Origin of the sequence: Pseudoalteromonas rubra (genome assembly GCF_005887095.1) — a bacterium.
GTDB classification, from domain to species: Bacteria; Pseudomonadota; Gammaproteobacteria; order Enterobacterales; family Alteromonadaceae; genus Pseudoalteromonas; species Pseudoalteromonas rubra_E.
The window spans coordinates 19,970-45,876 of record NZ_PNCI01000028.1 but is presented as its reverse complement, the minus strand read 5'-3'; the positions used below and the strand labels follow the sequence as shown (position 1 = coordinate 45,876).

Sequence of the window (25,907 nt, the reverse complement as noted above, 5' to 3'; positions counted from 1 at the left end):
ATAAGCCGGTTATCCTCAACCGGTTTCATGTCCGTCAGCGCGCGCAATACTGGCGAGATACGAGTACAAAAGAGTGTTAAGGACTCTCCAATGGATGATTTTTTGTTTTCAGACGAGCCAAGTGAATCAGAAATACAGGAAAAAAGTGGCACCTGGAAGGTGATCATTGTTGATGATGAACCTGAAGTGCATGCGGTAACTAAACTCGCGCTCAGTGACTTTGAGTTTCAGAAAAAGCGCCTGGAGTTTCTCAGTGCCTATTCTGGCGAGGAAGCAAAGAAGGTGGTTATGGACCACCCTGATGCCGCAATTGTGCTACTTGATGTGGTGATGGAGACGGATGACGCTGGCCTGCGAGTCGCGCAATATATTCGAGAAACGGCTAAAAATAACAACATTCGCATTATCTTGCGTACCGGACAGCCAGGTCAGGCCCCGGAGCGTCAGGTCATAGTCAATTATGATATTAATGACTATAAATCTAAAACTGAGTTGACAGCACAAAAGCTATTTACTGTGGTGATGTCAAGCCTGCGTTCCTACCGAGACATCTTGTCTATTGATCAGTCTCGTCAGGGACTGGAAAAAATCATCACAGCCTCACGTAATATCTTCGCGTCACATTCCATTGACCAGTTTATCGAGGGCGTGATCCAGCAGTTGACTTCTTTGTTGGGGACTGTGGATGAAGCCATTTATGCAACGTCATTGGTTGCCAGTAACGACCCTGCCAATAGCAGTGATAAACTGGTGGTGTTTACAGGTCGTGGCGAGTTTGCCAGAAGCGAAGGCAAGCCCATTGAAGACGTGCTGGACTCGGAACAAATGGAAGCCTGTCGTCAGGCATTGCAAGACCGTGGCATAGTGTATAAGGACAACTACCTGTTTGCGTATTGTTCAAGTGAATATAACCACGCGTCTATGTTGTTTGTCTCCGGGATCCCTGAGTTTTTGACCGATACGCAAAAGCACTTGATCAAAATATTCTCACAAAACGTACAACTGGCGTATGAAAACGTTCAGCTTCAGGCTGAAATTGAAGACACTCAGCAGGAGCTCGTGTATCGATTAAGCGAAGCGCTTGAGCAGCGTTCTACCGAATCGGGCAATCATGTTAAACGTGTTGCAAACATCTGTTATGTGCTGGCCAAGCATTATGGGCTCAGCTATCGCGAAGCCGAGCTGGTACGTCTTGCCTCACCCTTGCATGATGTTGGCAATGTGGGTATTCCCGATGCGATTTTAAATAAGCCACACAAGTTGGAGCCCGAAGAATGGGATGTAATGAAGTCTCATACCCAAAAGGGTTACCAGATACTGCGCGACTCACGCCGTGAGATAGTGAATGCCGGCGCTATGATTGCTCGCGATCACCATGAGCGGTGGGACGGCAGTGGCTACCCAACAGGTAAAAAAGGCGAAGAGATCCATATTTTCGGACGCATAGCGGCGATTGCCGATGTCTATGACTCAATGCGTCACGAGCGTTGTTATCGCCCGGCGCACAGCCTGGACGAAGTGGTGGCTGAAATTAACAGCCAAAAGGGTAAGCACTTTGACCCTAAACTGGTTGATGTATTCAATACTGTAATTGACGAGCTGGAACAGATCCTGGTTCGGTTAGAAGATTGATTTTATAGTTGATTTAATAAGGGGCAATTTTGGACTACATGGCACTTAAGCACACGCATGTGATGTTTGCAGTTTTAAGTATTATTTTGTTTTATACCCGCGCCGTTTCGCGTTTGGCCAGTGGCAAGTTGGCTGCCAATAAAGGGGTGTTTATCGCCAGTCATAGCGTTGACACTCTATTGTTGATAAGCGCTGTATCACTGGCTGTGATGGCTAGCCTGAACCCGGCACAGCAGCCCTGGTTGATGGAAAAAATCGTTCTGGTGATTGCCTATATTGCACTTGGCTTTGTGGTTGCTAAGTCGACAACAAAAGCAAAACAAGTGGGCGCGCTGATACTGGCAACGGTCACCCTGCTGGCTGTAGGCTATCTGGCCAGCGCTAAAAACGCACTCATACTGTAATGTTTGCGCCGGACAGCCCGCTGTCCGGCTACCTACCTTAAGCTCTGTCAATTTTCCCCAAAATAAAAATCCCCTTGGGAATGTGATGAAAAATGTTACACTAGCCCATTATAATTTTAGACAGTAGAAAACAGTTCGTTATTTATGACTGATATCTGGTTCGATGAACACGACGCAAGTTCGGAGCATTTCTCTACACCGGCCTTGTTACGTTGTATCTGGGCTGAGCCACATTGGGATGCTCAGGCCGATACCTCACACACGCTATGTTTACTGGCTGAGCTTGAGCAGGCTGTTGACGACATTTGCCATAAAAATGCCGACAAACACACGTGCGTGGATGCGCTGCTCGATACGTTTTATACCCAATGGTTATTTAGTGGCACGGACCAAAAAGTGCCAGAGCATTTGCTAAACAATGTCTGTTACGCTTTAAAGATGCACAGTGGTACCAGCATGGCGTTGGCGCTTATTCTGGTACATTTGCTGGAGCGAGCTAATCTCACCGCAAGCCTGGCAATTAATCAGGGCGATGTGCAGGTACACATTGCGTTGAGCGACGAAGAAGGCTATATCATAGACCCCAGCTCAGGCCACCAAGCCTGGTATGTGATCCCTGAAAATGGTGATGACAAAGAGCAGGAGCCTCTGGAGCTGGTGTTCGGAGAGGAAGCCTTCAAGCTTTATCTTGCCCAGCAAAAATGGTCGTTTATTGCAGCTGAGAAATTTGGTCATGCACTGAGCTGTGTCGAGATGTTGATGGAATTACTGGGTGATGACCCTTATGAGCGTCGCGACAGGGGCTATCTGCTAAATCAACTCAATTGTCCAAAAATGGCAAAAGATGATTTGCAATTTTTTGTTGATGAATGCCCAGACGACCCAACCATTGAACTCATTCAAAATCAAATCGCTGAGCTGGCCGACCATAATAATATCCTTCATTAGGTGAGGTCAGTGCGCACTGCACAGAGGGGAGTTATGCCAGTCATCGGTGCTAACTTCCTGAGCGGTTTTTGTATAATCAAGGAAACAGAGAGATCCTATGCAAGAGAGTAGTGTACTCATTACCAATAATGCCGTTGTGCTTGGCCTGTTAGCCATTATTCTGGGATTTGTTTTTTATACCTCTAATCTGAAAACGGGATTCTGGGCCAAGTTTTATCGCTATGTGCCCGCCCTGTTGATGTGTTATTTCCTGCCATCTTTGCTAAACACCTTTGGGATTGTCGATGGCAGCGGTAACGATGTTTATACTGTCGCTAAGTACTTTTTACTGCCAGCCTGTCTGGTGTTGCTGACGTTGAGCATCGATCTTAAGTCCATCATGGGGCTGGGTAAACGTGCCATCATAATGTTTCTGACTGGTACGGTCGGCGTGGTCCTCGGCGGACCGATTGCACTACTGATCACGGCCACTTTTATGCCTGAATTACTCGGTGTCGCCGGGCCTGAAGCGGTATGGCGTGGTATGGCTGCACTGGCCGGTAGCTGGATTGGCGGCGGTGCTAACATGGTGGCGATGAAAGAAATCTATGGTGCCGGTGGAGAGATCTTTACCATTATGGTAACGGTCGACATAGTGGTAGCCAACTTGTGGATGGCTGGCTTGCTATTTTTGGCCGCCAGACATAAAGACATTGATGCGCGAACCGGCGCCGATACGGCCTCGATTGAGCACCTGATTGACAAAGTGCAGGCCTTTGAAGCGGAGCATGCAAGACGGCCTGAATTAAAAGACTTAATGCTACTGGTCGCCTTTGCTTTTGGCGCAACCGGGTTGGCGCATTTCGCCGCCGATTTGCTGGTGCCATACTTCGCCAGTAATTTCCCAGAGCTTAAGAAGTTCTCCCTGCATTCCAAACTGTTCTGGATCATCGTTCTGGTCACCACCATTGGACTCGCTCTGTCATTTACAAAAGCACGCAACTTTGAGGCCGTGGGCGCCTCCAAAGTGGGTAGTAGTTTCTTATATATCCTGGTGGCAACCATAGGCTTGCACATGGACATCACCAAAATTGTTGAAGCCCCTAAATACGTGGTAATTGGCCTGATCTGGATGGCGGTGCATGTGGGGTTATTATTTTTGGTGGCTAAACTCATTAAAGCGCCGGTGTTTTACGTGGCGGTTGGCAGTAAAGCCAACATAGGTGGTGCGGCATCAGCGCCTGTGGTTGCGTCGGCATTCCACCCGGCACTGGCTCCGGTGGGCGTGCTGTTAGCCGTATTGGGCTATGCGCTGGGCACCTACGCAGCCTGGCTGTGCGGACAAATTTTACGTGTAATTGGCAGTTAGTGCCGCCAGTTAGCGACTATTTTTAGGAAAGACAATGAATACACAGATTATCAAAGTAGCAGACATCGAGGTTGCAAACGACAAACCTTTCGTGCTGTTTGGTGGCATGAATGTGCTTGAATCACGTGACCTGGCAATGCGCATTGCCGAGCATTATGTTGAAGTGACCAGCAAACTGGGCATCCCCTACGTGTTTAAGGCATCGTTCGATAAAGCTAATCGCTCTTCTATCAACTCATACCGCGGTCCGGGTATGGAAGAGGGGCTTAAAATCTTTGAAGAAATCAAAAGTACCTTTAACGTGCCGCTGATCACTGACGTTCACGAGCCTCATCAGGCGGCACCGGTTGCCGAAGTGGTTGATGTGATCCAGTTGCCGGCCTTTTTGGCACGTCAAACTGATTTGGTTGTGGCCATGGCTAAGACTGGCAATGTCATCAATGTAAAAAAACCTCAGTTTTTGGCACCGCATGAGATGCGTCACATCATCAAAAAGATGAGCGAGGCGGGCAACGAACAAGTGATCTTGTGTGAACGCGGTACCAGCTTTGGTTATAACAACCTGGTAGTCGATATGCTGGGCATGGATGACATGAAGCATATGGCGCCAGTGATCTTTGATGCCACACACGCCCTGCAACGCCCGGGCGGTCGCAGTGATTCTGCCGATGGTCGTCGTGCGCAGGCGGCTGAGCTGGCACGCAGCGGCATGGCGTTGGGTCTGGCAGGCTTATTTATTGAAGCACACCTGAATCCAAACGAAGCCAAATGCGATGGTCCATGTGCACTGCCGCTGGCGAAGCTGGAAGGGTATTTGCAGCAGATGAAAGCCGTGGACGATCTGGTAAAGAGTTTTGCTCCGCTGGATACCAGCGCTGCCGACCTCTAAGCATAGACTTGTTGGCGGAGGATACTCCGCCATTTTTATAAGCCTGGTTTGGAATTCCCGCCATGTCACGACGATTACCTCCATTAAACGCACTGAAAGCTTTTGAGGCCGCAGCCCGGCACCTGAGTTTTACCAAAGCTGCCGAAGAACTGTTTGTGACCCAGGCAGCCATCAGCCACCAGATCAAGATTCTGGAAGAGCACCTCGGGGTTAAACTTTTCTTACGTAAAAACAGGTCTCTGCTGTTAACTGAAGAAGGGCAGGGCTATTTCCTGGATATCAAAGAGCTGTTTTCTCAGTTGATCGATGCCACAGAAAAACTGTTGGCACGGGGTGCAAAAGGGTCTCTTACGGTGAGTCTGACGCCCAGTTTTGCGATTCAGTGGCTGGTGCCCAGACTCAGCCTGTTTAATGAACTACATCCGGACATTGATGTGCGAATAAAGGCACAGGATCTGGATGAAAACTCATTAACCGATGACGTGGACGTAGCCATTTATTATGGTCGGGGGAACTGGAGTGGGGTGCAAACTCATAAGCTGCATACTGAATACCTGGTGCCCATGTGTAGCCCTTTGCTGCTCAATGGCCCTAAGCCGTTGGATCAGCCCAGCGACCTGGCGAATCATACCCTGCTACATGACACCACCCGACGCGCATGGAAAGCCTGGCTAAAAACTGCTGGAGTACGTAACGTACCGGCTAATACCGGACCGATTTTCAGTCACTCATCTATGGTGACTCAGGCGGCGGTGCATGGTCAGGGGATCGCGCTGGGCAATAGCGTATTGGCAAAACCCGACCTGGATGCGGGCCGTTTGATCATTCCATTCAGTCATCATCTGGAAAGTAAAAATGCTTACTATCTGGTGTGTCGTGAATCTCAGGCTGAATTAGGTAAAATTGTGTCCTTCAAAAACTGGATGCTGGAAATGGTAGAGCAGGAACAACAATGACGCAGAGCGAAGTAAAGATTGATATCGAGTGGCATCAGGCTGATGCACCTCAGGCGCAGCTGATCCTGGCCCATGGCGCAGGAGCGGGCCGCGACAGCGACTTTATGCAGGACATGGCACACCGCCTGAGTGCGCTGGGAGTCACCGTCGGGCTGTTTGATTTTGGCTATATGCAGATGGCGAAGGCGCTGGATAAACGTCGCCCACCAGAGCGTGCCCCTAAGTTGCTGGCGCATTATCGCGATGTGCTCAGCGCGCAACTCGACGGCTTACCTGTATTCATCGGTGGTAAGTCTATGGGCGGGCGTATGGCATCTATGTTGGTCTGTGAAGACGATATTCAGGTACAAGGCGTGTTTGCGCTGGGTTATCCGTTTCACCCACCGGGCAAACCTGAGAAACTGCGTACCGAGCACTTTGCCGATATCCCTTGCCCGTTTGTGGTGCTGCAAGGAGAGCGTGATACGTTTGGTAATCATACCGAGGTTACCGCTTTGGCAGCGCAAGCTGAAGAAAAGAGCTGGCCTGAGCTGGTATGGCTTAAAGATGGCGACCACTCATTGAAGCCGCGCAAAGCCAGCGGCCTGACAGAAGCACAAAATCGCCAGCTGGCCGCTGAGGCCATTGCCGCTAAAATTGCGGAGATACTCAATGGCTAAGCTATTCTTACTGCTGGGCGGGGCATTTTGTATGCTGTCGGTCATGTTGGGGGCGTTTGCCGCCCATGGCCTGAAAAGCCGTTTAAGTGACTATGCCATTGGCATATTTAAAACCGGCGCTGAATATCAGATGACCCACGGTCTGGCGCTGCTGGCCGTAGCCCTGCTCCTGAAATGGGGTGTGAAAGTTCAGCTCTCGGGCTATTTATTTGCGACCGGGATTGTCCTGTTCAGCGGCAGCCTGTATTTGCTGGCGCTGACCGGTGCCAAGTGGCTGGGACCAATTACGCCACTGGGCGGACTGTGTTTTATTCTTGGCTGGGCCTGGCTGCTGTTTCAGGTTGCCCGCCAGCCCTTTTAATTGATTAGAGACTTTTTATCACTATGTCTAGTGTGGTTATTTATTGCCGAAGCGGCTTTGAAAGCGATGCGGCGGCCGAAATTACGCATCACGCCGCGTTACATAATGTCGCCGGTTACGTGAAAGCTAAGCCCAATACGGGCTATGTGACCTTTGAGTGCTTTGACCCGGCTCAGAGTGAGCTGCTACTCAAACAGGTCGATTTTTCCAGCCTGGTGTTTGCCCGCCAGTGGTTTGCGGGTGTGCTGTTAAGCAAAATGCCCGTTGAAGACCGCGTATCTGAGATCAAACAGGTGGTTGGGGATTTCCCTTTGTGTGGCGATCTGCGGGTAGAAACCCCGGATACCAATGAAGGCAAAGAGCTGTCGAAGTTCTGTAAGAAATTCTCGACGCCACTGGCCAAAGCACTGGAGAAGCAAAATAAGCTGACCCGCGATCACAAAGCCCATAAACCGGTGCTGCATGTGCTGTTTCTGGCAAACGATACCGCCTATGTCGGTTACTCATTCAGTCATAATAACTCGCCGTTCTTTATGGGGATCCCCAGACTGAAAATGCCAGCCGATGCACCGAGCCGCTCAACGCTTAAGCTGGATGAAGCTTTCAATGTGTTTGTTGGTAAAGAGAACGAGCCTGAGCGGGTTCGCTCTGGCATGCGCGGCGTGGATTTGGGTGCCTGTCCAGGTGGCTGGACCTATCAGCTGGTACGCCGCGGGTTGTTTGTGGCGGCAATCGACAATGGCCCGATGAACGATGATTTGATGGAAACCGGGCAGGTAAAGCACTTCCGTGAAGACGGCTTTAAATATCGCCCCGAAAAGCGCAACATCGACTGGCTGGTGTGTGACATGGTCGAAAAACCAACCCGCGTCAGTGAGCTGATGGTCGACTGGATAGTCAACGGCTTTGTCCGCGAGTTGATCTTCAACCTCAAGCTGCCCATGAAAAAGCGCTTTGATACGGTTTATGAGTGTTTAACGCTGATCCACGACGAGCTGAAAAAATATGGCGTAGGCTACGAGCTACAGGCTAAACACCTTTATCACGACCGCGAAGAAGTAACCGTGCATATTCAGGTACTGAAAGTCCCGCAAAACCTCTACAGCTAAGCATTGTTTCGGTGGCTGCCAGGTATGGTAGTCGCCATCACTTTACTTGATTCTTTTTCCTGCAATATTTTCTTACGCTCTTGTTTTTACACTTTGCTGTTATTTAAATAAAATCAGCAGCAAAGGAGTAACTGATGACAAGACTACTGCAGCACACTGTGTCTCCTCAGCTAAAGGCAACGCTGAGCTATTATACGCCAGGCAGCATGATGCCAGCACATCGACACGATCATGCACAGTTATCCGTGCTGCTCAGTGGTGGCTTGCGTGAGCAAACTGAGCAGTCGGCTGTCGATATAGCAACGCCTGGATTATGTTTTAAGCCGCAGCATATTTTGCACAGTGATCAGTACGGTGCTCAGGGAACGCTGATCTTTTCGTTTTCCTTGTCTCCTGAGCTGATTACCCAGTTTGATAAAATAACTTCACCTCGATATCAGTGGCAGTCTCGGCATACTGCAGGTTCCCGGGCAGGGCAGGCATCTTATTTACAGGCGTTGTATCATTGTCAGTTAGATACGCTGCATGACCTGTTCTGGGACACACTGGGCGAATGTGGAATCCCTCAACATACCGTCAGAGAGCGGCAGCGACCCGACTGGCTGGTGCGAGCTAAAAAGTTGCTGGAAGAGGCCGAACAGCCAGTGTCGCTTAGCGAACTGGCAACACTGCAAGGGATCCATCCGGTGTACTTTTCCCGTGCATTTAAAAAGTACTTTCATATTTCTGCCAGTGCTTATCAACAACAGCTACAGCTGAGTAAAGCACTGCGCTCGATGACTCAAGGTCTGCCCCTGAGTGATAGCGCATTTCATGCCGGTTTTTCCGATCAGAGTCATATGAGCAGAGCTATGAAGAGTAGATTAGGTCTGTCACCCGGGAAACTGCAAAAGTTGTTTCAGGCAAAGCAGGTTAAATCTGTTCAATACAGTACTAAATCAGCAAGCTAGGATATACATACAATAATAACCATCCGGAAATCATTATGAAATTACACGCACTACTCACTTTGGCTTGTGCACTGACGCTGAATCCTCTCTCTGCATTGGCAGCCACACCGCAACAGGCGGCAGATTATATTGCCGATTATATCGAGCGTACACCGGAGCTTGGACCGGGATTTGGTATGGTGGTGGTTAATCAGGATAAGGTACTGCTCAATAAAGTATGGGGGAAGCGCAGAGCAGGTACCAATTTGCCTGTCACGCCACAGACACCGCTTTACATTGCTTCTCAGACAAAAGCCTATATGGGGCTGGTTGCCGCTCACCTGCATCATCAAAAGGTGCTTGATCTGTACGCACCTCTTAGTCAGTTTTGGCCTGCCAACAGTTTTCCCGAAGGGGTTGATGCCAAACAGTGGCGTTTAATTGATTTGCTCTCTCACCAGGTACCTGTCAGTGCGGATTTTGTAACGGAAATGGAAGCCTATATGACGGAAGTGGCGGTCGATGACTACCCGTGGCTTATCAAACGGTATGGTAAAAAACGCGATGACGGATTTGAGTATGACAACCTTGGGTACAATATTTACGGGGCAATCTTACAACAGGTAACTGGTCGCAGCTGGCAGGACTGGCTCGCAAAGGTACTGTTTAAGCCATTTAACATGCCGCACAGTTCAGCCCGTACATCAGACTTTGCGGCTGACGAGGTTGCCTGGAACCATATCTGGCAGGGAAGTGAAGCAGGGTGGAAACCGGTACCGCCTAAAACTGATGCAATGATGCACTCTGCAGGTGGGATAGTCACTTCTACCTCAGACATAGCAAAATGGTTGCAACTGAATTTGTCAGCGGGTCAGGGCAATATTTCTGCTGCGGATCTGGCGCTGTCACATCAGCAGGCCGTAGCGCTTGACCCACAAGCGCGCAATGTTTACCGGATCCCCTGTCAAGGTTATTCACTTGGATGGAATATCTGCACCTTTAAAGGTTACTCTGTGCTGATCCATGGTGGTGGCTATACCGGCTCACGTTCTTTGATGGCCATTGTGCCAGAGCTAAAAATAGGGTTGGCGACTTTTTCGAACTCAGACAACATGACTGGCCGTTATACCATTCAGACGATTAAGCAGTATTTGTTGTATTTGCTGGATGCACCTGAATATAAAGCCGCTGAGCGGGAAAATCTGAGCACCTATCAGGACAAAGTCGCTAAACTGCTTAATCGACGTCAACAACGTCTGAATGATGCCGAGCACGCTGAACACTGGCAGCAGTGGCGTTATACGCCTTCGAAAAAAGAGCTAGCAAACTATGCCGGACACTATCGCGGTGACAATGCTTACCTCGATCTGACTTTGAAAGTAAACAAGGACCACCTGAGCGGGCACAGTTTTGACTATCGCTTTACGCTCAAACCGGCCACTCAAGCTCGGTTTGCGCTCTATGATGTGCCGTTTGCTCAGCCTCAGCCTGTCGAATTTAAACTGAATGCAGAGGGGAATCCTGTCAGCCTGGAGTGGGCAGGCCGGGTTTATCAGCGTCAGTAGTCAAAACGAGCGTGTTGCGGTTTGGTGCCACAGTAGTTGACCCAGGTGTGTAATGTGTTAAAACTGACCTTTCGATGACATTACACAGGGACGGAACAGTGGCGCAACACGGCACACTCTATTATTTATGCGGCAAGATGGGCGCGGGTAAATCCACCCTGTCGCGTCAGCTGGCTCAGGATCATCAGGCGCTTGTCTTGTCTGAGGATGACTGGCTAGCGGTGCATTATCCAGGTCAAATCAGTACCTTTGATGATTACATTGAGAAATCCCGATTAATCAAACCTTTTATTAAAGCGCATGTGCAAAGCCTGTTGCGGCTGGGGCTGAATGTGGTGATGGACTTTCCGGCTAACACCCGACGGCAACGCGCCTGGTTTGTTGAGCTGAGCGAAGCAGTACAGGCCGAACATCAACTTTACTATCTGGATGTCAGTGAGGAGCAATGTCTGGCCCAGCTGGCCAAGCGCCGGGTTGAACAGCCAGCGCGGGCACACTTTGATACCGACGCGGTGTTTTATCAGGTCAGCCAGTATTTTGAACCACCCGAAGCCAGTGAAAGCCTGATACTTGTGAACAGAGGTAGCTCAAATGATAAGCAGGCTTAGCTCAATGCTATTATTTTTGATATCTTCACATTTGCAATTTAACTAAATTAGTCAGCAATAGCTTAATCGCAGTGAATGTAGAGGAACAATGATCGATTCAAAAACAAAAGAACGAATAGTGGTGTTGATTGATGAAGAGGCGGGCCCCTATATTAGAGTTTCAACCTGGGATGATGCTGATGCGCTCGAAGATTTGCTGTCCGGAAAGTATGATGTACTCTATGAAATGAAAACCCCAGCAGAATTTATGGATGACGGGGGTAAAGAGTATTATTTTGGCAGTGTGGCTGATCCAGCAAAACTGCAAGCTATATTAGATGAAATAACAGTATAGCAGCGAATTAAATTGCATTTTTTGAAATGCAATATCCAGTGTAAAAAAGTCCGCTAAAGCTGTAATTCAAGCGCCCTCAAAGTTTCTTCTGCGCCATCAAAATCAAAATCCTCAATCTGGTTAAAGAGTTGCTCAGCGAGGGGCTGCTGGGGTGTGCCGCTTAGCGCCTCCAGTAATGTATCAGCCCGGTCGCTGGCATCCATATCCGAATCACTGATCAGTGCTTTGAGTTCAGCCAGTAAAGCCGTTATATCAATGTTCTGAAGTGCGTTTTCTGAATGACCTGCCTCGCTGGGAGGGCCTATGTCCTGCGACTTATCCAGTACCAGCGTCATTGCATCAATCAGGGCAGTCAGGCAGGGGAGTAGCTCATCCATTATGGTCTGTACCGGTGCATTGTTGGCACAGGCGGTTTCTAGCTCAGCGGCCAGCTGTGCCACCTGAACAGCCCCGATATTACCAGCGCTGCCTTTGAGTGTATGGGCGCACCGCATCGGGCCCTGTGGATCTGTGTCGGTATGTGCCCGGGCCTCGGCAAAGGCCTGCTCGAATTGCGACTGCTTGTCGCAAAAGCGCACCAACAGCTTTTTATACAGCGCTGTGTCGCCTTCGCTGATGGCGAGTCCCGCCTGGGTATCCAGCCCGGCTATCACAGCTAGGTCCTCTGATGTATCCGTTGATGCTGGCAATGGCTGTTCGCTGGCGGCGGACACATTCGCTGGCTGGGCCGGGACAATCCAGCGGGCGAGCGTAGCAAACATTTTGCGCGGGTTCAGGGGTTTTTCGATAATGTCATTCATACCGCATTCCAGCGCTTTTTGACGATTATCCAGCATCACACTGGCGGTCATGGCGATGACCGGCAGGTCCTGCCATTTGGGTTGCTGGCGGATAGCTTCGGTAGCGCTGTAACCGTCCATCACCGGCATCTGGCAGTCCATCAGTACGCCATCATAGTGGCGCTGTTGCAGCATCTCCAGTGCCTGCTGACCTTGTTCGGCAACATCAACCCGAATGCCGTTTTTCTCCAGTAAGGCAATGGCCAGCTCCTGGTTCAGGTCATTGTCTTCAACCAGTAGTAAATGCGCACCGACGACCGCGTGAGATGGTTCCTCGGTATTCGTCTCGCTGTGTTCTCCGATATTTGGGTCGCCAAACAGGCTGAGCAGGCAGGCAGCAAGTGGCTTGGGGAAAACCGGTTTACTAAGGGTATAGCTGACATCGGCTTCTGCGCTGTCGCCGCTATGGTTTAGCAGGACGACGGGCAGCGTTGCACGCAGTGAGTCGGGTAAGATAGTCAGGCAGCGACTGTCTGTCAGAATACACTGGGCACTTTTGATAGCTGGCGAATCCGGGTCAAAGGCGTCCCGGCCGATGACCTCGGCGCTGACTCCAAAAACATGCAGGTAGCGTTTGAGCGTGCTTGCGGCATACTGATTGTCATCGAGGATCACCGCATGTTGCACGGATAGTTTAGGTAAATGGGTATCGCTGTTGTCACACAATTTCACAACGATATCAAAGGCAAAGGTACTGCCTTCACCGGCAATACTCTGGCAGCTTATCTGGCCACCCATTAGTTCCACCAGCTTTTTACAAATCGCCAGCCCCAGACCCGTTCCCCCGTATTTACGCGTCGTTGAGGTATCCGCCTGGCTAAAGGATTTAAAGAGTTTCTGCTGCTGTTCATCGGTCATACCAATGCCGGTGTCTATGACCGCAAATGCCAGTGTGAGGGTATCTTTGTCGCCTGCCTGGGGCGACACATCTATGATCACATCACCGCCTTTATCGGTGAACTTAATCGCATTACTGCCTAAGTTTAATAATATCTGTGAGATCCGCAGTGGATCGCCTACCAGACGTGCCGGGATCCCGGGATCCAGCATCACACAAAGCTCAATGTCCTTTTCTCGTGCCTTGATGGCCAAAAGGTCTATGCTTTGCGTCAGGGTTTCTTCCAGATCAAACTCAATGGCTTCAATATCGAGCCGGCCCGCTTCAATTTTAGAAAAATCGAGAATGTCGTTGATGATCCCAAGGAGCGACTCGGCACTGCGATTGATTTTCTCCACATAATTGCGCTGCTGACGATCCAAAGCGGTTTGCAGGGCCAGGTAGCTCATGCCTATGATGGCGTTCATGGGAGTACGGATCTCATGGGACATATTCGATAAAAAGTCGGACTTGGCCTGAGTGGCACTTTCCGCTTTATCCTTGGCTTTTTGCAGCGCCACTTGCAGCGCTTTGGCGTCGCTGATATCCATATGAATACCAAACACTTCCTTGCCACCGGGACCATGTTTGGCGACCACACTGCGACCAATACTGAGGATCCACTTCCAGCTGCCATCGGCACATTTCATGCGCATTTCATGACGAAAAGTATCACTGTCGCCGCGCGCATGAGCCAGTAATGCGTCTTCGGTGGCACTGAGGTCGTCCGGGTGAATGAGCTGGTGCCAGCGTGCAATGCTAGGGCCGTACTGCTGTTCCAACTCATCGCACTGGTAGCCTAGCATTTCTGACCAGACATCGTTAGTGATCAGCTGTCCACTGCTGATATCCCACTCCCAGGTGCCGGCATTGGCACCTGACATCGCCAGCTCCAGCCGCTGTTCAGCTTCTTTGAGTTCGCCATAAGACAAGGAGTTGGCCAGAGCCACAGCGAGGTGATTGGCAACGACACGCAATATCGCGCGCTGTGCCCGGGTGAGCGCATGTTCATGGTTGAATTGCAGGGTAAACACGCCCAGTACTTCACCGTCGACTACCAGCGGGGCACAAAATACAGTTTGCGTGGCCTCTCCGTGAAGATTGTCGGCGGCATCTAACGCCAGTTTTTGCCAGTCTTGCGGGCTGGCAGCATAAACCTGTGTGGCTTCTTTGACACAGTACACATCGGCGCCCCGGCTGGAACTCAGTTTGCTTATCAGTGCTGAAAACGGCTCATCATTCTGCACAGCGTATATGTAGTCTATGTACTGCTGATCCTGGTGATAAATGCCCACCGCACAGAACTCACAGGGCAGAGTTTGTTTGAGGTGCTGATAAATGGTTTCGCAAATAACTTTCATGTCGTAGGTTGCAGCCACTTCTTTACCCACTTCGCCTAATACCACCAGATCCTGGGTGCGCTGCGCGACCTTGTGTTCCAGCTTTAAGCTGGCCAGACGCAGCCTGCGCTCCCTGATATGCACTATGGTCACTATCGAGATGATGAGCACAGCAGGCAGCAGTACTTTAAACCACAGGGTTTCATACCAGGCGGGCAGAGAAATGATAGGTAAGCCAATAGGTGTATCATTCCAGACACCATGATTGTTGCTCCCCACAACCTGCAGTACATATTCGCCAGGCGGAAGTGAACGGTAACTGGCGCGAGGTACATCTGTGATTGTGCTCCACTGTGCATCGTGCCCCAGCAACTTATAGCGATAGCGGTTATCTTCTGTAGCATGGTAATCGAGCGCGGCAAAATAGACCGTCAGGTTTCTGTCTCTATGTGTAAACTCAATACCGCTATCGAGTTTGTTAATTCGCTCTCCATCGCGCTCAGCATGGGTAAAAACCAATGGCGGTGGGGAAATATTGACGTAGACCGTGAGTGGATTAAACCCGGTGATACCATCTATGCTGCCAAACAGGATCTGTTCATCATAGGTGACAAAAGAGCGCGCCAGAAAGTGGTTGTTGCCCAGTCCGTCATGGGTTGTGAACTGATGAAAGATCCCACTGAGCGGATCAAGTTGAAATACACCGCCCGAGGTTGCCAGCCACAGCAGCCCGAGTTCATCGGCGACAATGGATTTCACCGCGAAATTGGCTTGTGATGTGGTGTTACTAAAGCGCTTAAACTGCCCACCATCGAGTGTATAACGGGTTATTCCATTATTGCTGGCAAACCAGAGGTAACGACCACTCTGAATGCCCTGATTAATGTGGCGGCCATCCAGACTGGTGTGGGTATTATCGGGCAGGTAGTGATGTGTTTGCGTTAAGTCCGGGCTGAGACGAAACAGGCCATCCCCATCGCTGCCTATCCAGACTTGATCATCACTGTCGAACAGCACAAAAGTCGGATCCGTATTGGGCAGGAAATATTGTACTTCGCCGCTTGGTGGGTGCCAGCGCGTGACTCTGCGTTCACCTGCTATGATCAGCCACACCCACCCCTGAGCATCAAAATTGATATAATCGACGGGTGAGCCGTCTCGCACTCCGGCTGGCATAAAGGAGGTTAAAGTGCGATTTAGCTCATCGACTTTAAACAAACCAAAATTGGTTCCTGCATACAGCTGACCTTCGGCATCCCGATTGAGGTGGTGAACTCTGAGGCGATAGTCGCCGGTTAGTTCCTCGGGTGAAGCGAACGGAACAAATTGCCCGTGACCATCAAAATGCACTAAGCCACGACCGGTACCAAGCCATACACCGCCTTCAATGGCCTGAGCCATACTGAGCACCTGATTGAATAGCCCGGAAAGCTGCTGGCCTGCCAAAAAGTGATGCCAGGCTGTAAAGGCGGGTGGATGAGGAAACACTTTTATGACGCCGGAATAGCGCGTTGCAGCCCACATCAGTCCGGTCTGATCAATTAACACCTGGCGAACATCGCGGTTTTGCAGTAATGCCAGTTTGCCGTCCTGTGCTGTGGGTATAAATTTTTCCTGTAATGGAGAAAAGCGGTAGATACCGGCAAAGGTCGACAGCAGAATATCGCCCTGATGGTGCAGCAGACTGGATACACTGGGCAGGCTGTGATCATTGAGCTGATAGGTATGAAAACGTTCAGTAACCGGGTCAAAGTGGCCAAAGCTGGTACGGGTGGCCACCCAGAGTCGGCCATCGGCAGCAACGGAGATCTGTCGGACTTCCGGGTGATCCAGCGACTGTGGGGCAACCTTAAATGCGCTGAACTGGCCACTTTGGCGGTCAAGTCGGTAAAGCCCGTCTGAGGTGGCGCACCAGATAGCACCATCCTGTGCTTCGGCAATACTCCACACCCGGTTGTTGCCCAGACTCGCTGGGTTGTCTGGGTCATGGACAAATCGCTCGAACCCGCTGCCATCAGTTTTGAGACGATGGAGTCCACCGCCATTGGTGCCAACCCACAGGCTGCCATCCTGACTTTCGAACAGGGCCTGTACTTTGTCCGCCCCCAGAGACTGTGGGTTGTTGGGGTCATGGCGAAAATGCTTAAACCCTTGTTGTGCACCTAAAAACAGGTTCAAGCCGCCACCCCAGGTACCAGCCCACAAACGGCCACGGCTATCAAACAGTAACACACTGACACTGTCGGCAGACAGTGAGCTGGGGTCGTCCGGGTTATGTTTAAAATTACTGAACTGATAGCCATCGTAGCGCTTAATGCCATCGGCGCTGCCAAACCACATAAACCCCTGCTGATCTTTGCTCACGGCGTAGATCTGCGGCGTATTCAAGCCGTTATAGGTAGCGATATTTTCAATCTTGAGGGTGGTAGCCAGCACTTTTTGTGCGAATAAAGCACATAAGAGCCATTTCACCGCTAAACTAACAGTGAGTGCTAAACCCCAACGCGTTGGTCGGGTCGTGCATGAGACAGAAGTGACTGGCATAGCGTTGGCCTGTTGGCTGGTCCATTGAGTCGTTGTACAAATGTTAGACAGATATTAGAAACCTGTGCACAATAATAGCAAATAAATTTTCTGACCTTGCAACACCTTAACTGTGCCAAGCCTTATGATGAGGTAATGAGCTTTAGGAGAGAAGAATGGATAATGGCAGTGCAGTAACCACTATGACTATCCTGGTTGTTGAGGCGCACGAGACCATTCGTTCTATGGTGGCCAACATTGTCACGGGCCTTGGGCGAGTCAATGTGTTACAGAGCCCCAATGGTGCAGACGCACTCGATAAGCTGCAATATCAGGATATCCACCTCATAATCGCCGACTGGATGTTGCCCAAGTTGGCGGGTATCGACTTGCTGAAAGAAGTCAGAAAAAACCCGCGCACGGCAGCGATTCCTTTTGTCATGACTGCCACCTCCATTCAGCAATCTCAGGTGTTGCAGGCCATCAAATGTGGTGTGTCTGAATATGTGGTTAAACCCTTTTCCAGCAAAATCATGTTGGAGCGCCTGCGTCGGGCACTCAATAAGCCGGTCAGGCCCTATCATGGAGAAATGAGCGAAGAAGACACTCTCGTAGAGCAGCCCATTCAGGTACTGGTGGTTGATGATGTGGCAGACAATATTAAAATCATCGGTGATGTACTGCGCAAGGAATATAAGGTCAAAGCGGCGTTGAGCGGCGCAAAGGCATTGCAGATCTGCGCTGCAGAGCCGCAACCCGATCTGGTGTTACTGGATATTATGATGCCGGGTATGGACGGGCTGGAAGTCTGCCGTCGCCTAAAGGACGACCCCCACACCCAGCATATTACCGTGATTTTTCTAACAGCGCTGGAGCAAACTGAGCACGTTGTGCGGGGGCTTGAACTGGGGGCGGTCGACTATATTACCAAGCCGGCCAACCCATCGGTGGTTAAATCTCGGGTGCGAGCGCACTGCCGTAATATAGAATCGAATCGTCTGATGCGTGCACAGATTGACGCCATGCTGGACAGTGCAAGATTGCGAGATGAGTTTGACAGTTTGACGCAGACCAACCTTGCCAAACCTGTGTCGGATATTCGCAGTTCAACGGCGATGTTGGCCAGGCACATCAAAGACCCTGAGCGTGCCAGGCGTTATCTCAGCTTTATTCAACATAGCTGTTTAAGGCTTCAGCACGCTATGGACAGTATGTCCGCGTTGGCAAAAATTGAAGCCAATGAGTACCGCCTCAATCCGGTCACTCACCCTTTGCACAAAGTTATAGAAGCTGTACTGGAAGACTTGGCCCCGTTGGTTGAAGAATCTAAAGTTCAGCTGCGTACTGTGGTGTCGAAGGATTTGATGTTTTTTGGTGAGCCTGCGCTATGTTACACCTTATTTCATAATCTTATCACCAACGCATTGGAAGCCGTGAATACTAAGCCGTTGGTCACCATCAGTGCGCAACCTGCTGAGCAGCAACTCACGGTGATCATCCAAAACCCCGATCCCGTGCCGGACGGTGTCAGAACGCGTTTTTTCGATAAGTTTGTGACTTATGGTAAGCCTGACAGAGCTGGTGTGGGTACTTACACCGCCAAACTGCTCGCCGAAGCGCAGCAGGGCCAGATAGATTTTAACACCGATGAGCAAAGAGGTACTGAGGTGACGGTCAGTTTACCTTTAGGAGAAAAAGCAAACTAGCCTCTTGGGCAGCATCTGTGCCCAAGAGGAAAATGCGCATGGCTAATCGCGAAATTGAGTGCGGTAATTCTCGACCCACAGTTTGGTTGCGCCACACACCGCTGCCGGCATCACAATCAGATTAACAATCGGAATGCTGGTTAGCACCATGACCGCAAACCCAAAACCATAAGACAAGCCCTGATTTGCTTTTAAAGTGTCTTTCATCTGTTTGAAAGAGATTTTGTGGTTATCGAAGGGGTAGTCGTTGTACTGCACATTGTACATCCAGCAAGAAAACAACACCCAGAGTATCTGGCCAATGAAGGGGAGCATCCACAGCAGGATGAAAAAGCCGATAGCACGCGGCAGGTAGTAAACCAACTTGCTCCATTCGCGGCCCAGCATGCGCGGCACATCTTTTACTAAATCGGCGAAGCCATCATCGTTAATTTTTTGTCCGGTCAGATGTAGTTCGACTTTTTCGGATAACAAGCCATTGAATGGCGCAGCAATAAAGTTGGTGATAACGGTAAACACCATGCTGTAACTGAATAAAATCACTAACACGGCAATGGGCCACATTAACCATTCCAGCCAGCTTAGCCAGTCAGGCAGTAACTCATTCAGGTAGGCAAAGCCTTGTGTCAGCCAGTCATACAGGAAAAACAACGAGCCGCCAAAAAGCAACACATTGATAAGCAAAGGAATAAATACAAAGCGTTTAAGTCCTTTTTGGCTCAGTAAGGAAAAGCCCGCGACAAAATACTCCATACCTTTGGTCAGTTGCATTGAAATACCTCTGTATTTAAAGTTCTATGCCCATTATAAGGTCAGGTCGATAAAAAAGGGCAGTCTGTTGAGTAACAAATTGTGCACGCCTTGCCATCTTATTGTCTTTGCGAAGGTTTCCCGTTACCCCGGCAAAATGGATCTGGTGCACTCTGGGGTTAGGAGAAATAAATTTACAGATTATTGCGCTTTGCTGGTTGAAACCGCACTTGCTTGCCTATACATTCAAATTATCGTCCTCGGGGAGTTTGCTCATGCAATCGCGTTTTTGGTTATTAGCATTGTGTCTGATGGTGTCACTGACAGTGAACGCCGCTGGCAACAGTGCGTCAGTCAAAACTGCGCAACTGGTAGAGCTTTTATCTGACCCTGACGAAGATAAGCTAGACTGCGACTCCGACATCCCAATGCCAGGCTCTGCCAGCCAGGAAAATGTGCAGCCAGCCCGCAATTTCCCGGATAGCGTCCGCTTATATCACCCGCTTACTTATTATCATCAGGGGATCAGAGCCCCACCTGTTTCAGCCTAATCCACGCATTTTTATATTTGAATTTTGCACGCCTGATAGGCTGTGCCGTGATGTGCTTAATGTCAGCGCTGCTTGTGGCAAGTGGCTGGCAATGACCCATGTGTAAAGACCCCTAGCCAAGTGAGAGCGCATAAACCCGACGCGTTATTGCCGGAGTTGATTTATCTTTGCTTGGCCAGGTGTTTAATCGCATTGGTATATTCCCGAAACAGAGGTGAATAATGAATACGTTTAACAGACTGAATACGCTTGATGTGACTGCTGATGTTCCTGTCCAGGCTAATCCCTTACTGAGTACAGCTGAAGAGGATGGGCTTGATCGCCTGTCGGTATCGGCACAAAAATATATGCACAATCTGGATGGCCAGAGTGCTGTGTATCTGGACCCGAATACCAGTGTTGATGATGCCACGCTGGTGCTGAATAAAACTCATGTGGCCTCTATGTTTGTGGCCCAGGATGGCGTATTGCTGGGGATCATTTCTCAGGCCCGACTGGGCAGTCGACATATCTTAAAAGAAGCTCAGTTGCGTGGCTGTCAGCGCAGCGATCTTGTTGCCAGCGACGTAATGCTGCCGCTTAAAACACTCAAACAGATAAGTCTGATTGATTTGCGTACAGCGCGCTCTGGTGATGTACTGGTGACCATGGAAGCACATGGCCTTGATTATTTGCTGGTAACCGCGCCTGAGACAGGCCAGATCTGTGGCTACTTTGATTTGGTGGAGTTGATTAAAGCAGGTGGTCGTTCAGTTAATCAGCTACGTCCGGCTGAACACTTTAACGATATTGTAGTGTCTGTGCTGCACCACAGCGAACGGTAATACCAATCAGCCCAACAATAGTCCAACCGATTTATTTCCTAAAGTTAATGTAAATTAACGCCAAGGCACCTGAGGGTGCCTTTTTTATACCAAATTGCCCCTTTAAATTGAACATGTATTAAGTGAAGCGGGTTTTACTCTGGAAATTTAACGCCGTGACGTTTGGCATACCAGTAACACAACGGCAGTTCAATCAGGGTAAAGGAAATCACGGTAAACCAGGCCCAGTTCACCTCAAATAAGACCAAAGAAAAAGATAATCCAGAGTCATAGTAGACTGAGCCGACAATAGCCAGCGAAACGGCGGTCGCGATCAAATCCTGAATCGAGACCTTTTTTAAATCATTACCAGCGTAACGCGGGTAAATGACAAAGTAGGCCAGGCATAAAATAATGACGTTGAGCAGGATGACCTGGAGTTCAATGGACATAAATACAACTTATAGGTATGAAGAAGTCCCTATTTTAAGGCGCGCAATGGCGCTTTGGCAAGCAAGCAGATGGATGACTCTGCCTTTTCTGTGTTATTGCGGTTATACTTCGCGGGTAAACCAATGAGGTAGGTATGCTGTCGAAAAATCAACAAAAGCTGCTCCGCGCTCTGGCGCAAAAAAAATATCGTAAACAACATGGCCTGTACCTGGTACAGGGGGCTAAAAATATTCAGGAACTTCTGAATGCGGGTAAACCGGTTAAGCAGATCTTTGCCAGCGCTGATTTTATTGCTGACAACCGGACCTTGTTGGAGCCCCATGAGCTGGTGTTGTGCGATGAGGCTGAGTTGAGTAAAGTCAGTACTCTGGTCAGTAACAATGCAGCTATTGCCATTGCTGAGACAGAGCCACAGGCAGAGCTGAACACGAATGGGTTGGTCCTGGCACTGGATGACGTATCCGACCCTGGTAATCTGGGCACCATTATTCGTGTTGCGGATTGGTATGGGTTGAACCAGATTGTCCTCAGTGAGCAATGTGCCGATCATCTTAATCCCAAAGTGATCAGCGCAACCATGGGCTCTTTTGCGCGGGTTGATGTGATCAGAACAGATCTTTGCACAGTGCTAAAAACCTACGATGGCCCGGTTTATGGGGCTTTTCTGGAAGGTCAAAGCGTGCATACTACTTCATTTGCAACGCGAGGTATTTTGGTGATGGGCAGCGAATCACATGGTATCAGCGCTGCGGTGGCAGAGCATATTAATCAGCCCATCACTATCCCCGCTTTTGGCGGCGCGGAGTCGCTTAATGTGGCGATGGCCACGGGGATCATCCTTGATAACATGAAACGCCATGGGTAAGGTAGACTGATCTTGAACTATTGCGTTTGTCATTAAGCTGTTGTTGTTATGCGCCTGAGCAGCATTAAACTGGCCGGTTTCAAATCCTTTGTAGAGCCGACTAAAATACCCTTTCCGGAGCCAATGACCTGTGTTGTTGGTCCCAACGGGTGCGGCAAGTCCAACGTGATTGATGCCGTGCGCTGGGTATTGGGGGAAAGCTCCGCTAAAAACCTGCGCGGCGATGCCATGACGGACGTGATCTTCAATGGCTCGACCCACCGTAAGCCAGTATCCCAGGCCTCTGTAGAGCTGCTGTTTGATAATACTCAGGGGCGTTTGCCCGGTTCTATGGCTGACCGTACTCAGGTTGCAATTAAGCGGCTGGTGACTCGGGACGGTCAGTCACTGTACTTTCTCAATGGCAGTAAATGCCGCAAACGTGACATCACAGATATTTTTTTGGGAACCGGTCTTGGCCCGCGCAGTTATGCCATCATTGAGCAGGGGATGATCTCGCGCCTGATAGAGAGCAAACCGCAGGAATTACGCATCTTTTTGGAAGAAGCCGCTGGGGTCTCCAAATATAAAGAGCGCCGCCGGGAAACTCAGACGCGGATCAAAAGCACCAGAGAAAACCTGGAACGTCTGCTGGATATGCGTCAGGAGCTGCAAAATCAGCTCGACAGATTGGCCAAACAGGCCGAAGCTGCACGTCAGTACCGTGACCTTAAGGCGCAGGAACGCACCCTGAAAGGCCAGCTGGCAGTGCTAAAATGGCAGGAACTGCATGCCAAGCAGCAGGAAAAAACCAGCCAGATAGCTAAGTTAAACGACAAGCTGACTTTTTTAGAGCAAGCCCACGGCGGACATGACGATGTACTGGCAACCTTTGAGCAACAGGTTACCCACTTCAGTGATGCGCAGACAGAATTACAGCAGCAGCTTCACAACACACAAACCCAGTTAACGCGCATTGAACAGCAGAAGATCCACCTGAGCGAAAAACGCCGCGAATTGACAGATAAACAAACTCAGTTGAGCGAAGAAATTGCGCAGGCCCAGGGGTTATATGAACAACAACAGCAGCATTGCGCAGAGCTTGCTGAGCAATGTGAAGTGCATCAGGAAGCAACACAGATCAGTGCCGAAAAGCTGGCTGAAAGTGAATTACTGATTGATGATAAAGCGCAGCAAGTGCAAGCACACGAAGCGGCGGATCAGGCGACACAGCAGGCACTGGATAAGGCACGCCAACATACTCAGCAGTGTCACCTGGCAGTGCAACGGCTGACACAACAACAACAGCATCTGAGCCAGCGGCAGGAACAGCTGGCGCATCAGCTGGCGCAGCTTAGCACACAAAACCCTGACGAAGCGCTGACGCAGCAACAAAAGGCCCATCAGGAACTGGTGCATACCATGGCCATCTCGCAACAGGAAAACCAGCGCCTTAGCACTGAGTTGCAGCGCCTGAGCGAGGCAAAAGCGGCATTGCAGCAAAAGCTTCAGGCACAACAAGTCAGACTCGGGCAGGCACAGGCTCAGGTTCAGGCGCTGGAAAAGCTCACCCATACTCAGCAAGGTGACAGCGAGGATGCACCTGGTTCACCTTTGCTGAGTGTGCTGAGAGTTGAGCCGGGCTTCGAAGCGATCGTAGAGCGTGCCATGCTGGGGCTTGGGTCGCTGCGGATCACTAAACAAGACTATGTCAATCGCATTTGGGCAGCTCAGGTCGATGAAAAAACGCCGGGCAGTGTGGCGACCCTTATTCACTCAAAAATTTACCCGGACTTCTTAAATCAGATTGAATGGCTGGGCGAGGCTCGCCAGTTTAGTGCGCGTCAGCCATTCTTTGCCGCTATTGATAACGAGGGGAATTTGTATGGTGGCAACTGGCAAGCGCAAGAGGGTGATGCGCAGTCGGGGAGTCTGCTTGCCCACTATAGCGAACTGCGCACTCACCAGGCGGAGCTGCCCCAGATTAAAGCGCATCTGAGTGAGCTGGAAGCGTCACTGACGCCTTTAGAATCTGCAGTGACAACGTGTTCACAACAGCTCGAAGCGAACAAGCAAGCGGTCCATGAGGCGGCCAAACAGGTGGCCAGCAGCCAGACCCGGGTCGATATGTTACTCGCTCAGCAAGTCAGTTGGCAGCAACAAAGCAGCCAGCTTGAGGGTAATCAGCGTGAGCTGGATGAGCAAAGTGAACTGCTGGTGGCTCAGCTCGAAGAAAGTGAACAGACCCTTTGGCAAGCTGAGGAAGCACAGGAACAGTTACAACAGCAGGTGAATCAGCAAAACGAGTCCCTTGAAGCACTCAAACGGGCACATCAGCAGCAGCAACAGCAGCAGCGTGATATTCAGCAGCAGTACCATCAGGCCAAAATGAAGCTCCAGCAGGCGCAAAGTGATGCACAACTGGGTCAGACTAAACTCAGCCACCTGGCGCAAAGCCTGAAGCAGGGCACTGAAGCGCTGGCTCAGGTGCAGCAGCAACTAAGCAGCTGCGATGAGCCCGGAGTTGAGTTGGAACAACAGCAAACCGAGCTGCTGAACCGTCATACAGAACTGGAGCAGGCGTCACAGGATACGGCTGCTAAGTTGAGCGACGCCAGGCAACAACTCAGTGATAAACAGCTGGCACTCAAAGATGCCCAGGCACAAAGCGCACAGCTTAAAGAGCAACGCCAGCAGTTAGCACTACAGGAGCAAAGCCTGATGGTGAAGGCGCAAGCAGCGCTGGAACCCTTAACTGAGCTTCGTCAGACACTTAAAGACGTGTTAACACAGCTGCCGGAAGATGCGCAGGCGAGCAGTCATCAGGGCAAGCTGACTCGTATTGCGCAACAGTTGAGTTTGCTGGGGGCGGTTAACCTCGCAGCGATTGAAGAATATGATGAGGCACAGCAGCGTAAGCGCTATCTCGATGAACAACTGGAGGATCTCAGCGCGGCACTTGAGACGCTGGAAGGGGCCATTCGTAAGATAGACCGCGAGACACGTAGCCGTTTTAAAACTACCTTTGATCAGGTTAATCAGGACCTGGCGGAGCTCTTTCCCAAAGTATTTGGCGGCGGCAGTGCTTACCTGGAATTGACCAGTGATGATCTGTTAGAAAGCGGTGTAACCATCATGGCAAGACCGCCGGGTAAGAAAAACTCGACAATTCATCTGTTAAGTGGTGGAGAAAAAGCCCTGACCGCATTATCATTGGTATTTTCAATATTTAGACTAAATCCGGCTCCTTTTTGTATGCTGGATGAAGTAGATGCACCGCTGGATGACGCGAACGTTGGGCGTTTTTGCCGACTGGTCGAGGAAATGTCGCAAACGGTGCAGTTTATTTACATCAGCCACAACAAGGTCGCGATGGAAATGGCGGGCCGGCTGACGGGGGTAACCATGGCGGAACCCGGGGTTTCACGTATGGTTGCCGTAGACATAGAACAAGCAGTGCAAATGGCGCATGCATAATA

General features: G+C 50.2%; 21 protein-coding genes. 18 read left to right on the top strand and 3 right to left on the bottom strand.

Annotated features, from left to right (window positions below):
- The first annotated feature begins 90 nt into the window (after positions 1-90).
- The 13 genes from CWB99_RS12930 to CWB99_RS12870 all read left to right on the top strand — a co-directional run bounded on the left by CWB99_RS12930 (position 91) and on the right by CWB99_RS12870 (position 11,742).
- Positions 91-1,632, top strand: a complete 1,542-nt coding sequence (locus CWB99_RS12930) for a response regulator (protein ID WP_138552863.1) — start codon at positions 91-93, stop codon at positions 1,630-1,632.
- Between the two features lie 29 nt (positions 1,633-1,661).
- Positions 1,662-2,036: a SirB2 family protein gene (locus tag CWB99_RS12925; protein WP_138552864.1), complete on the top strand. Its 375-nt coding sequence runs from the start codon at positions 1,662-1,664 to the stop codon at positions 2,034-2,036.
- A gap of 144 nt (positions 2,037-2,180) precedes the next feature.
- Entirely contained in the window at positions 2,181-2,984 is an 804-nt protein-coding gene (locus tag CWB99_RS12920; protein WP_054017250.1) for a tetratricopeptide repeat protein, read from the top strand.
- 97 nt (positions 2,985-3,081) lie between these two features.
- A complete protein-coding gene (locus tag CWB99_RS12915) occupies positions 3,082-4,332 on the top strand; it encodes a DUF819 domain-containing protein (RefSeq protein ID WP_138552865.1) in 1,251 nt (416 codons plus the stop codon).
- A gap of 34 nt (positions 4,333-4,366) precedes the next feature.
- Complete coding sequence (kdsA, locus tag CWB99_RS12910) at positions 4,367-5,221, top strand: 3-deoxy-8-phosphooctulonate synthase (RefSeq protein WP_138552866.1); 855 nt, start codon at positions 4,367-4,369, stop codon at positions 5,219-5,221.
- Between the two features lie 62 nt (positions 5,222-5,283).
- Entirely contained in the window at positions 5,284-6,177 is an 894-nt protein-coding gene (locus tag CWB99_RS12905; protein WP_054017247.1) for a transcriptional regulator GcvA, read from the top strand.
- Positions 6,174-6,836, top strand: a complete 663-nt coding sequence (locus CWB99_RS12900; protein ID WP_138552867.1) for an alpha/beta family hydrolase — start codon at positions 6,174-6,176, stop codon at positions 6,834-6,836. Before CWB99_RS12905 ends, CWB99_RS12900 begins: the two co-directional genes overlap by 4 nt.
- The gene (locus tag CWB99_RS12895; RefSeq protein WP_054017245.1) at positions 6,829-7,197 is read left to right on the top strand and encodes a DUF423 domain-containing protein; all 369 of its coding nucleotides are present in this window, start codon (positions 6,829-6,831) and stop codon (positions 7,195-7,197) included. Before CWB99_RS12900 ends, CWB99_RS12895 begins: the two co-directional genes overlap by 8 nt.
- A gap of 23 nt (positions 7,198-7,220) precedes the next feature.
- Entirely contained in the window at positions 7,221-8,306 is a 1,086-nt protein-coding gene (rlmM, locus tag CWB99_RS12890) for a 23S rRNA (cytidine(2498)-2'-O)-methyltransferase RlmM (protein WP_125716511.1), read from the top strand.
- A gap of 134 nt (positions 8,307-8,440) precedes the next feature.
- Positions 8,441-9,256: an AraC family transcriptional regulator gene (locus CWB99_RS12885; RefSeq protein WP_138552868.1), complete on the top strand. Its 816-nt coding sequence runs from the start codon at positions 8,441-8,443 to the stop codon at positions 9,254-9,256.
- 35 nt (positions 9,257-9,291) lie between these two features.
- Positions 9,292-10,800: a serine hydrolase domain-containing protein gene (locus tag CWB99_RS12880; protein ID WP_138552869.1), complete on the top strand. Its 1,509-nt coding sequence runs from the start codon at positions 9,292-9,294 to the stop codon at positions 10,798-10,800.
- A gap of 74 nt (positions 10,801-10,874) precedes the next feature.
- Positions 10,875-11,408: an AAA family ATPase gene (locus CWB99_RS12875; protein WP_249331881.1), complete on the top strand. Its 534-nt coding sequence runs from the start codon at positions 10,875-10,877 to the stop codon at positions 11,406-11,408.
- Between the two features lie 88 nt (positions 11,409-11,496).
- Positions 11,497-11,742, top strand: a complete 246-nt coding sequence (locus CWB99_RS12870; protein WP_138552871.1) for a hypothetical protein — start codon at positions 11,497-11,499, stop codon at positions 11,740-11,742.
- A 53-nt stretch (positions 11,743-11,795) separates the two neighbouring features.
- Here CWB99_RS12870 and CWB99_RS12865 read toward each other — a convergent pair whose 3' ends face one another.
- Positions 11,796-17,342, bottom strand: coding sequence for a response regulator (locus tag CWB99_RS12865; RefSeq protein ID WP_138552872.1), 5,547 nt, complete (start codon positions 17,340-17,342; stop codon positions 11,796-11,798).
- Between the two features lie 155 nt (positions 17,343-17,497).
- Here CWB99_RS12865 and CWB99_RS12860 point away from each other — a divergent pair, with 155 nt between their 5' ends.
- Positions 17,498-19,027, top strand: a complete 1,530-nt coding sequence (locus CWB99_RS12860; RefSeq protein WP_138552873.1) for a response regulator — start codon at positions 17,498-17,500, stop codon at positions 19,025-19,027.
- 42 nt (positions 19,028-19,069) lie between these two features.
- On the opposite strand, the gene cysZ is transcribed toward CWB99_RS12860, so the two are convergent.
- Complete coding sequence (gene cysZ / locus CWB99_RS12855) at positions 19,070-19,798, bottom strand: sulfate transporter CysZ (RefSeq protein WP_138543876.1); 729 nt, start codon at positions 19,796-19,798, stop codon at positions 19,070-19,072.
- A gap of 254 nt (positions 19,799-20,052) precedes the next feature.
- On the opposite strand from cysZ, the gene CWB99_RS12850 reads away from it, so the two are divergent.
- Positions 20,053-20,328: a hypothetical protein gene (locus tag CWB99_RS12850; protein WP_138552874.1), complete on the top strand. Its 276-nt coding sequence runs from the start codon at positions 20,053-20,055 to the stop codon at positions 20,326-20,328.
- A gap of 221 nt (positions 20,329-20,549) precedes the next feature.
- Positions 20,550-21,152, top strand: coding sequence for a CBS domain-containing protein (locus tag CWB99_RS12845; RefSeq protein WP_138552875.1), 603 nt, complete (start codon positions 20,550-20,552; stop codon positions 21,150-21,152).
- A gap of 134 nt (positions 21,153-21,286) precedes the next feature.
- Here the strand turns inward: CWB99_RS12845 and CWB99_RS12840 are convergent, their stop codons facing one another.
- Complete coding sequence (locus CWB99_RS12840) at positions 21,287-21,583, bottom strand: hypothetical protein (RefSeq protein ID WP_138543873.1); 297 nt, start codon at positions 21,581-21,583, stop codon at positions 21,287-21,289.
- A 134-nt stretch (positions 21,584-21,717) separates the two neighbouring features.
- Between CWB99_RS12840 and CWB99_RS12835 the strand changes: the two genes are divergently transcribed.
- Together CWB99_RS12835 and CWB99_RS12830 are read left to right on the top strand one after the other, a co-directional pair.
- Positions 21,718-22,449: a TrmH family RNA methyltransferase gene (locus CWB99_RS12835; protein ID WP_138552876.1), complete on the top strand. Its 732-nt coding sequence runs from the start codon at positions 21,718-21,720 to the stop codon at positions 22,447-22,449.
- 48 nt (positions 22,450-22,497) lie between these two features.
- Positions 22,498-25,905 (top strand): AAA family ATPase, encoded by a 3,408-nt coding sequence (locus CWB99_RS12830; protein ID WP_138552877.1) that lies wholly within the window; start codon positions 22,498-22,500, stop codon positions 25,903-25,905.
- Positions 25,906-25,907: the final 2 nt, after the last annotated feature.

Excerpts from the sequence above, each read along its gene's own strand:
- CWB99_RS12930 (WP_138552863.1), top strand. The coding sequence starts at position 91 with ATGGATGATTTTTTGTTTTCAGACGAGCCAAGTGAATCAGAAATACAG.
- CWB99_RS12920 (WP_054017250.1), top strand. The coding sequence starts at position 2,181 with ATGACTGATATCTGGTTCGATGAACACGACGCAAGTTCGGAGCATTTC.
- CWB99_RS12915 (WP_138552865.1), top strand. The coding sequence starts at position 3,082 with ATGCAAGAGAGTAGTGTACTCATTACCAATAATGCCGTTGTGCTTGGC.
- kdsA (WP_138552866.1), top strand. The coding sequence starts at position 4,367 with ATGAATACACAGATTATCAAAGTAGCAGACATCGAGGTTGCAAACGAC.
- CWB99_RS12905 (WP_054017247.1), top strand. The coding sequence starts at position 5,284 with ATGTCACGACGATTACCTCCATTAAACGCACTGAAAGCTTTTGAGGCC.
- CWB99_RS12900 (WP_138552867.1), top strand. The coding sequence starts at position 6,174 with ATGACGCAGAGCGAAGTAAAGATTGATATCGAGTGGCATCAGGCTGAT.
- CWB99_RS12895 (WP_054017245.1), top strand. The coding sequence starts at position 6,829 with ATGGCTAAGCTATTCTTACTGCTGGGCGGGGCATTTTGTATGCTGTCG.
- rlmM (WP_125716511.1), top strand. The coding sequence starts at position 7,221 with ATGTCTAGTGTGGTTATTTATTGCCGAAGCGGCTTTGAAAGCGATGCG.
- CWB99_RS12885 (WP_138552868.1), top strand. The coding sequence starts at position 8,441 with ATGACAAGACTACTGCAGCACACTGTGTCTCCTCAGCTAAAGGCAACG.
- CWB99_RS12880 (WP_138552869.1), top strand. The coding sequence starts at position 9,292 with ATGAAATTACACGCACTACTCACTTTGGCTTGTGCACTGACGCTGAAT.
- CWB99_RS12875 (WP_249331881.1), top strand. The coding sequence starts at position 10,875 with ATGACATTACACAGGGACGGAACAGTGGCGCAACACGGCACACTCTAT.
- CWB99_RS12870 (WP_138552871.1), top strand. The coding sequence starts at position 11,497 with ATGATCGATTCAAAAACAAAAGAACGAATAGTGGTGTTGATTGATGAA.
- CWB99_RS12865 (WP_138552872.1), bottom strand. The coding sequence starts at position 17,342 with ATGCCAGTCACTTCTGTCTCATGCACGACCCGACCAACGCGTTGGGGT.
- CWB99_RS12860 (WP_138552873.1), top strand. The coding sequence starts at position 17,498 with ATGGATAATGGCAGTGCAGTAACCACTATGACTATCCTGGTTGTTGAG.
- cysZ (WP_138543876.1), bottom strand. The coding sequence starts at position 19,798 with ATGCAACTGACCAAAGGTATGGAGTATTTTGTCGCGGGCTTTTCCTTA.
- CWB99_RS12850 (WP_138552874.1), top strand. The coding sequence starts at position 20,053 with ATGCAATCGCGTTTTTGGTTATTAGCATTGTGTCTGATGGTGTCACTG.
- CWB99_RS12845 (WP_138552875.1), top strand. The coding sequence starts at position 20,550 with ATGAATACGTTTAACAGACTGAATACGCTTGATGTGACTGCTGATGTT.
- CWB99_RS12840 (WP_138543873.1), bottom strand. The coding sequence starts at position 21,583 with ATGTCCATTGAACTCCAGGTCATCCTGCTCAACGTCATTATTTTATGC.
- CWB99_RS12835 (WP_138552876.1), top strand. The coding sequence starts at position 21,718 with ATGCTGTCGAAAAATCAACAAAAGCTGCTCCGCGCTCTGGCGCAAAAA.
- CWB99_RS12830 (WP_138552877.1), top strand. The coding sequence starts at position 22,498 with ATGCGCCTGAGCAGCATTAAACTGGCCGGTTTCAAATCCTTTGTAGAG.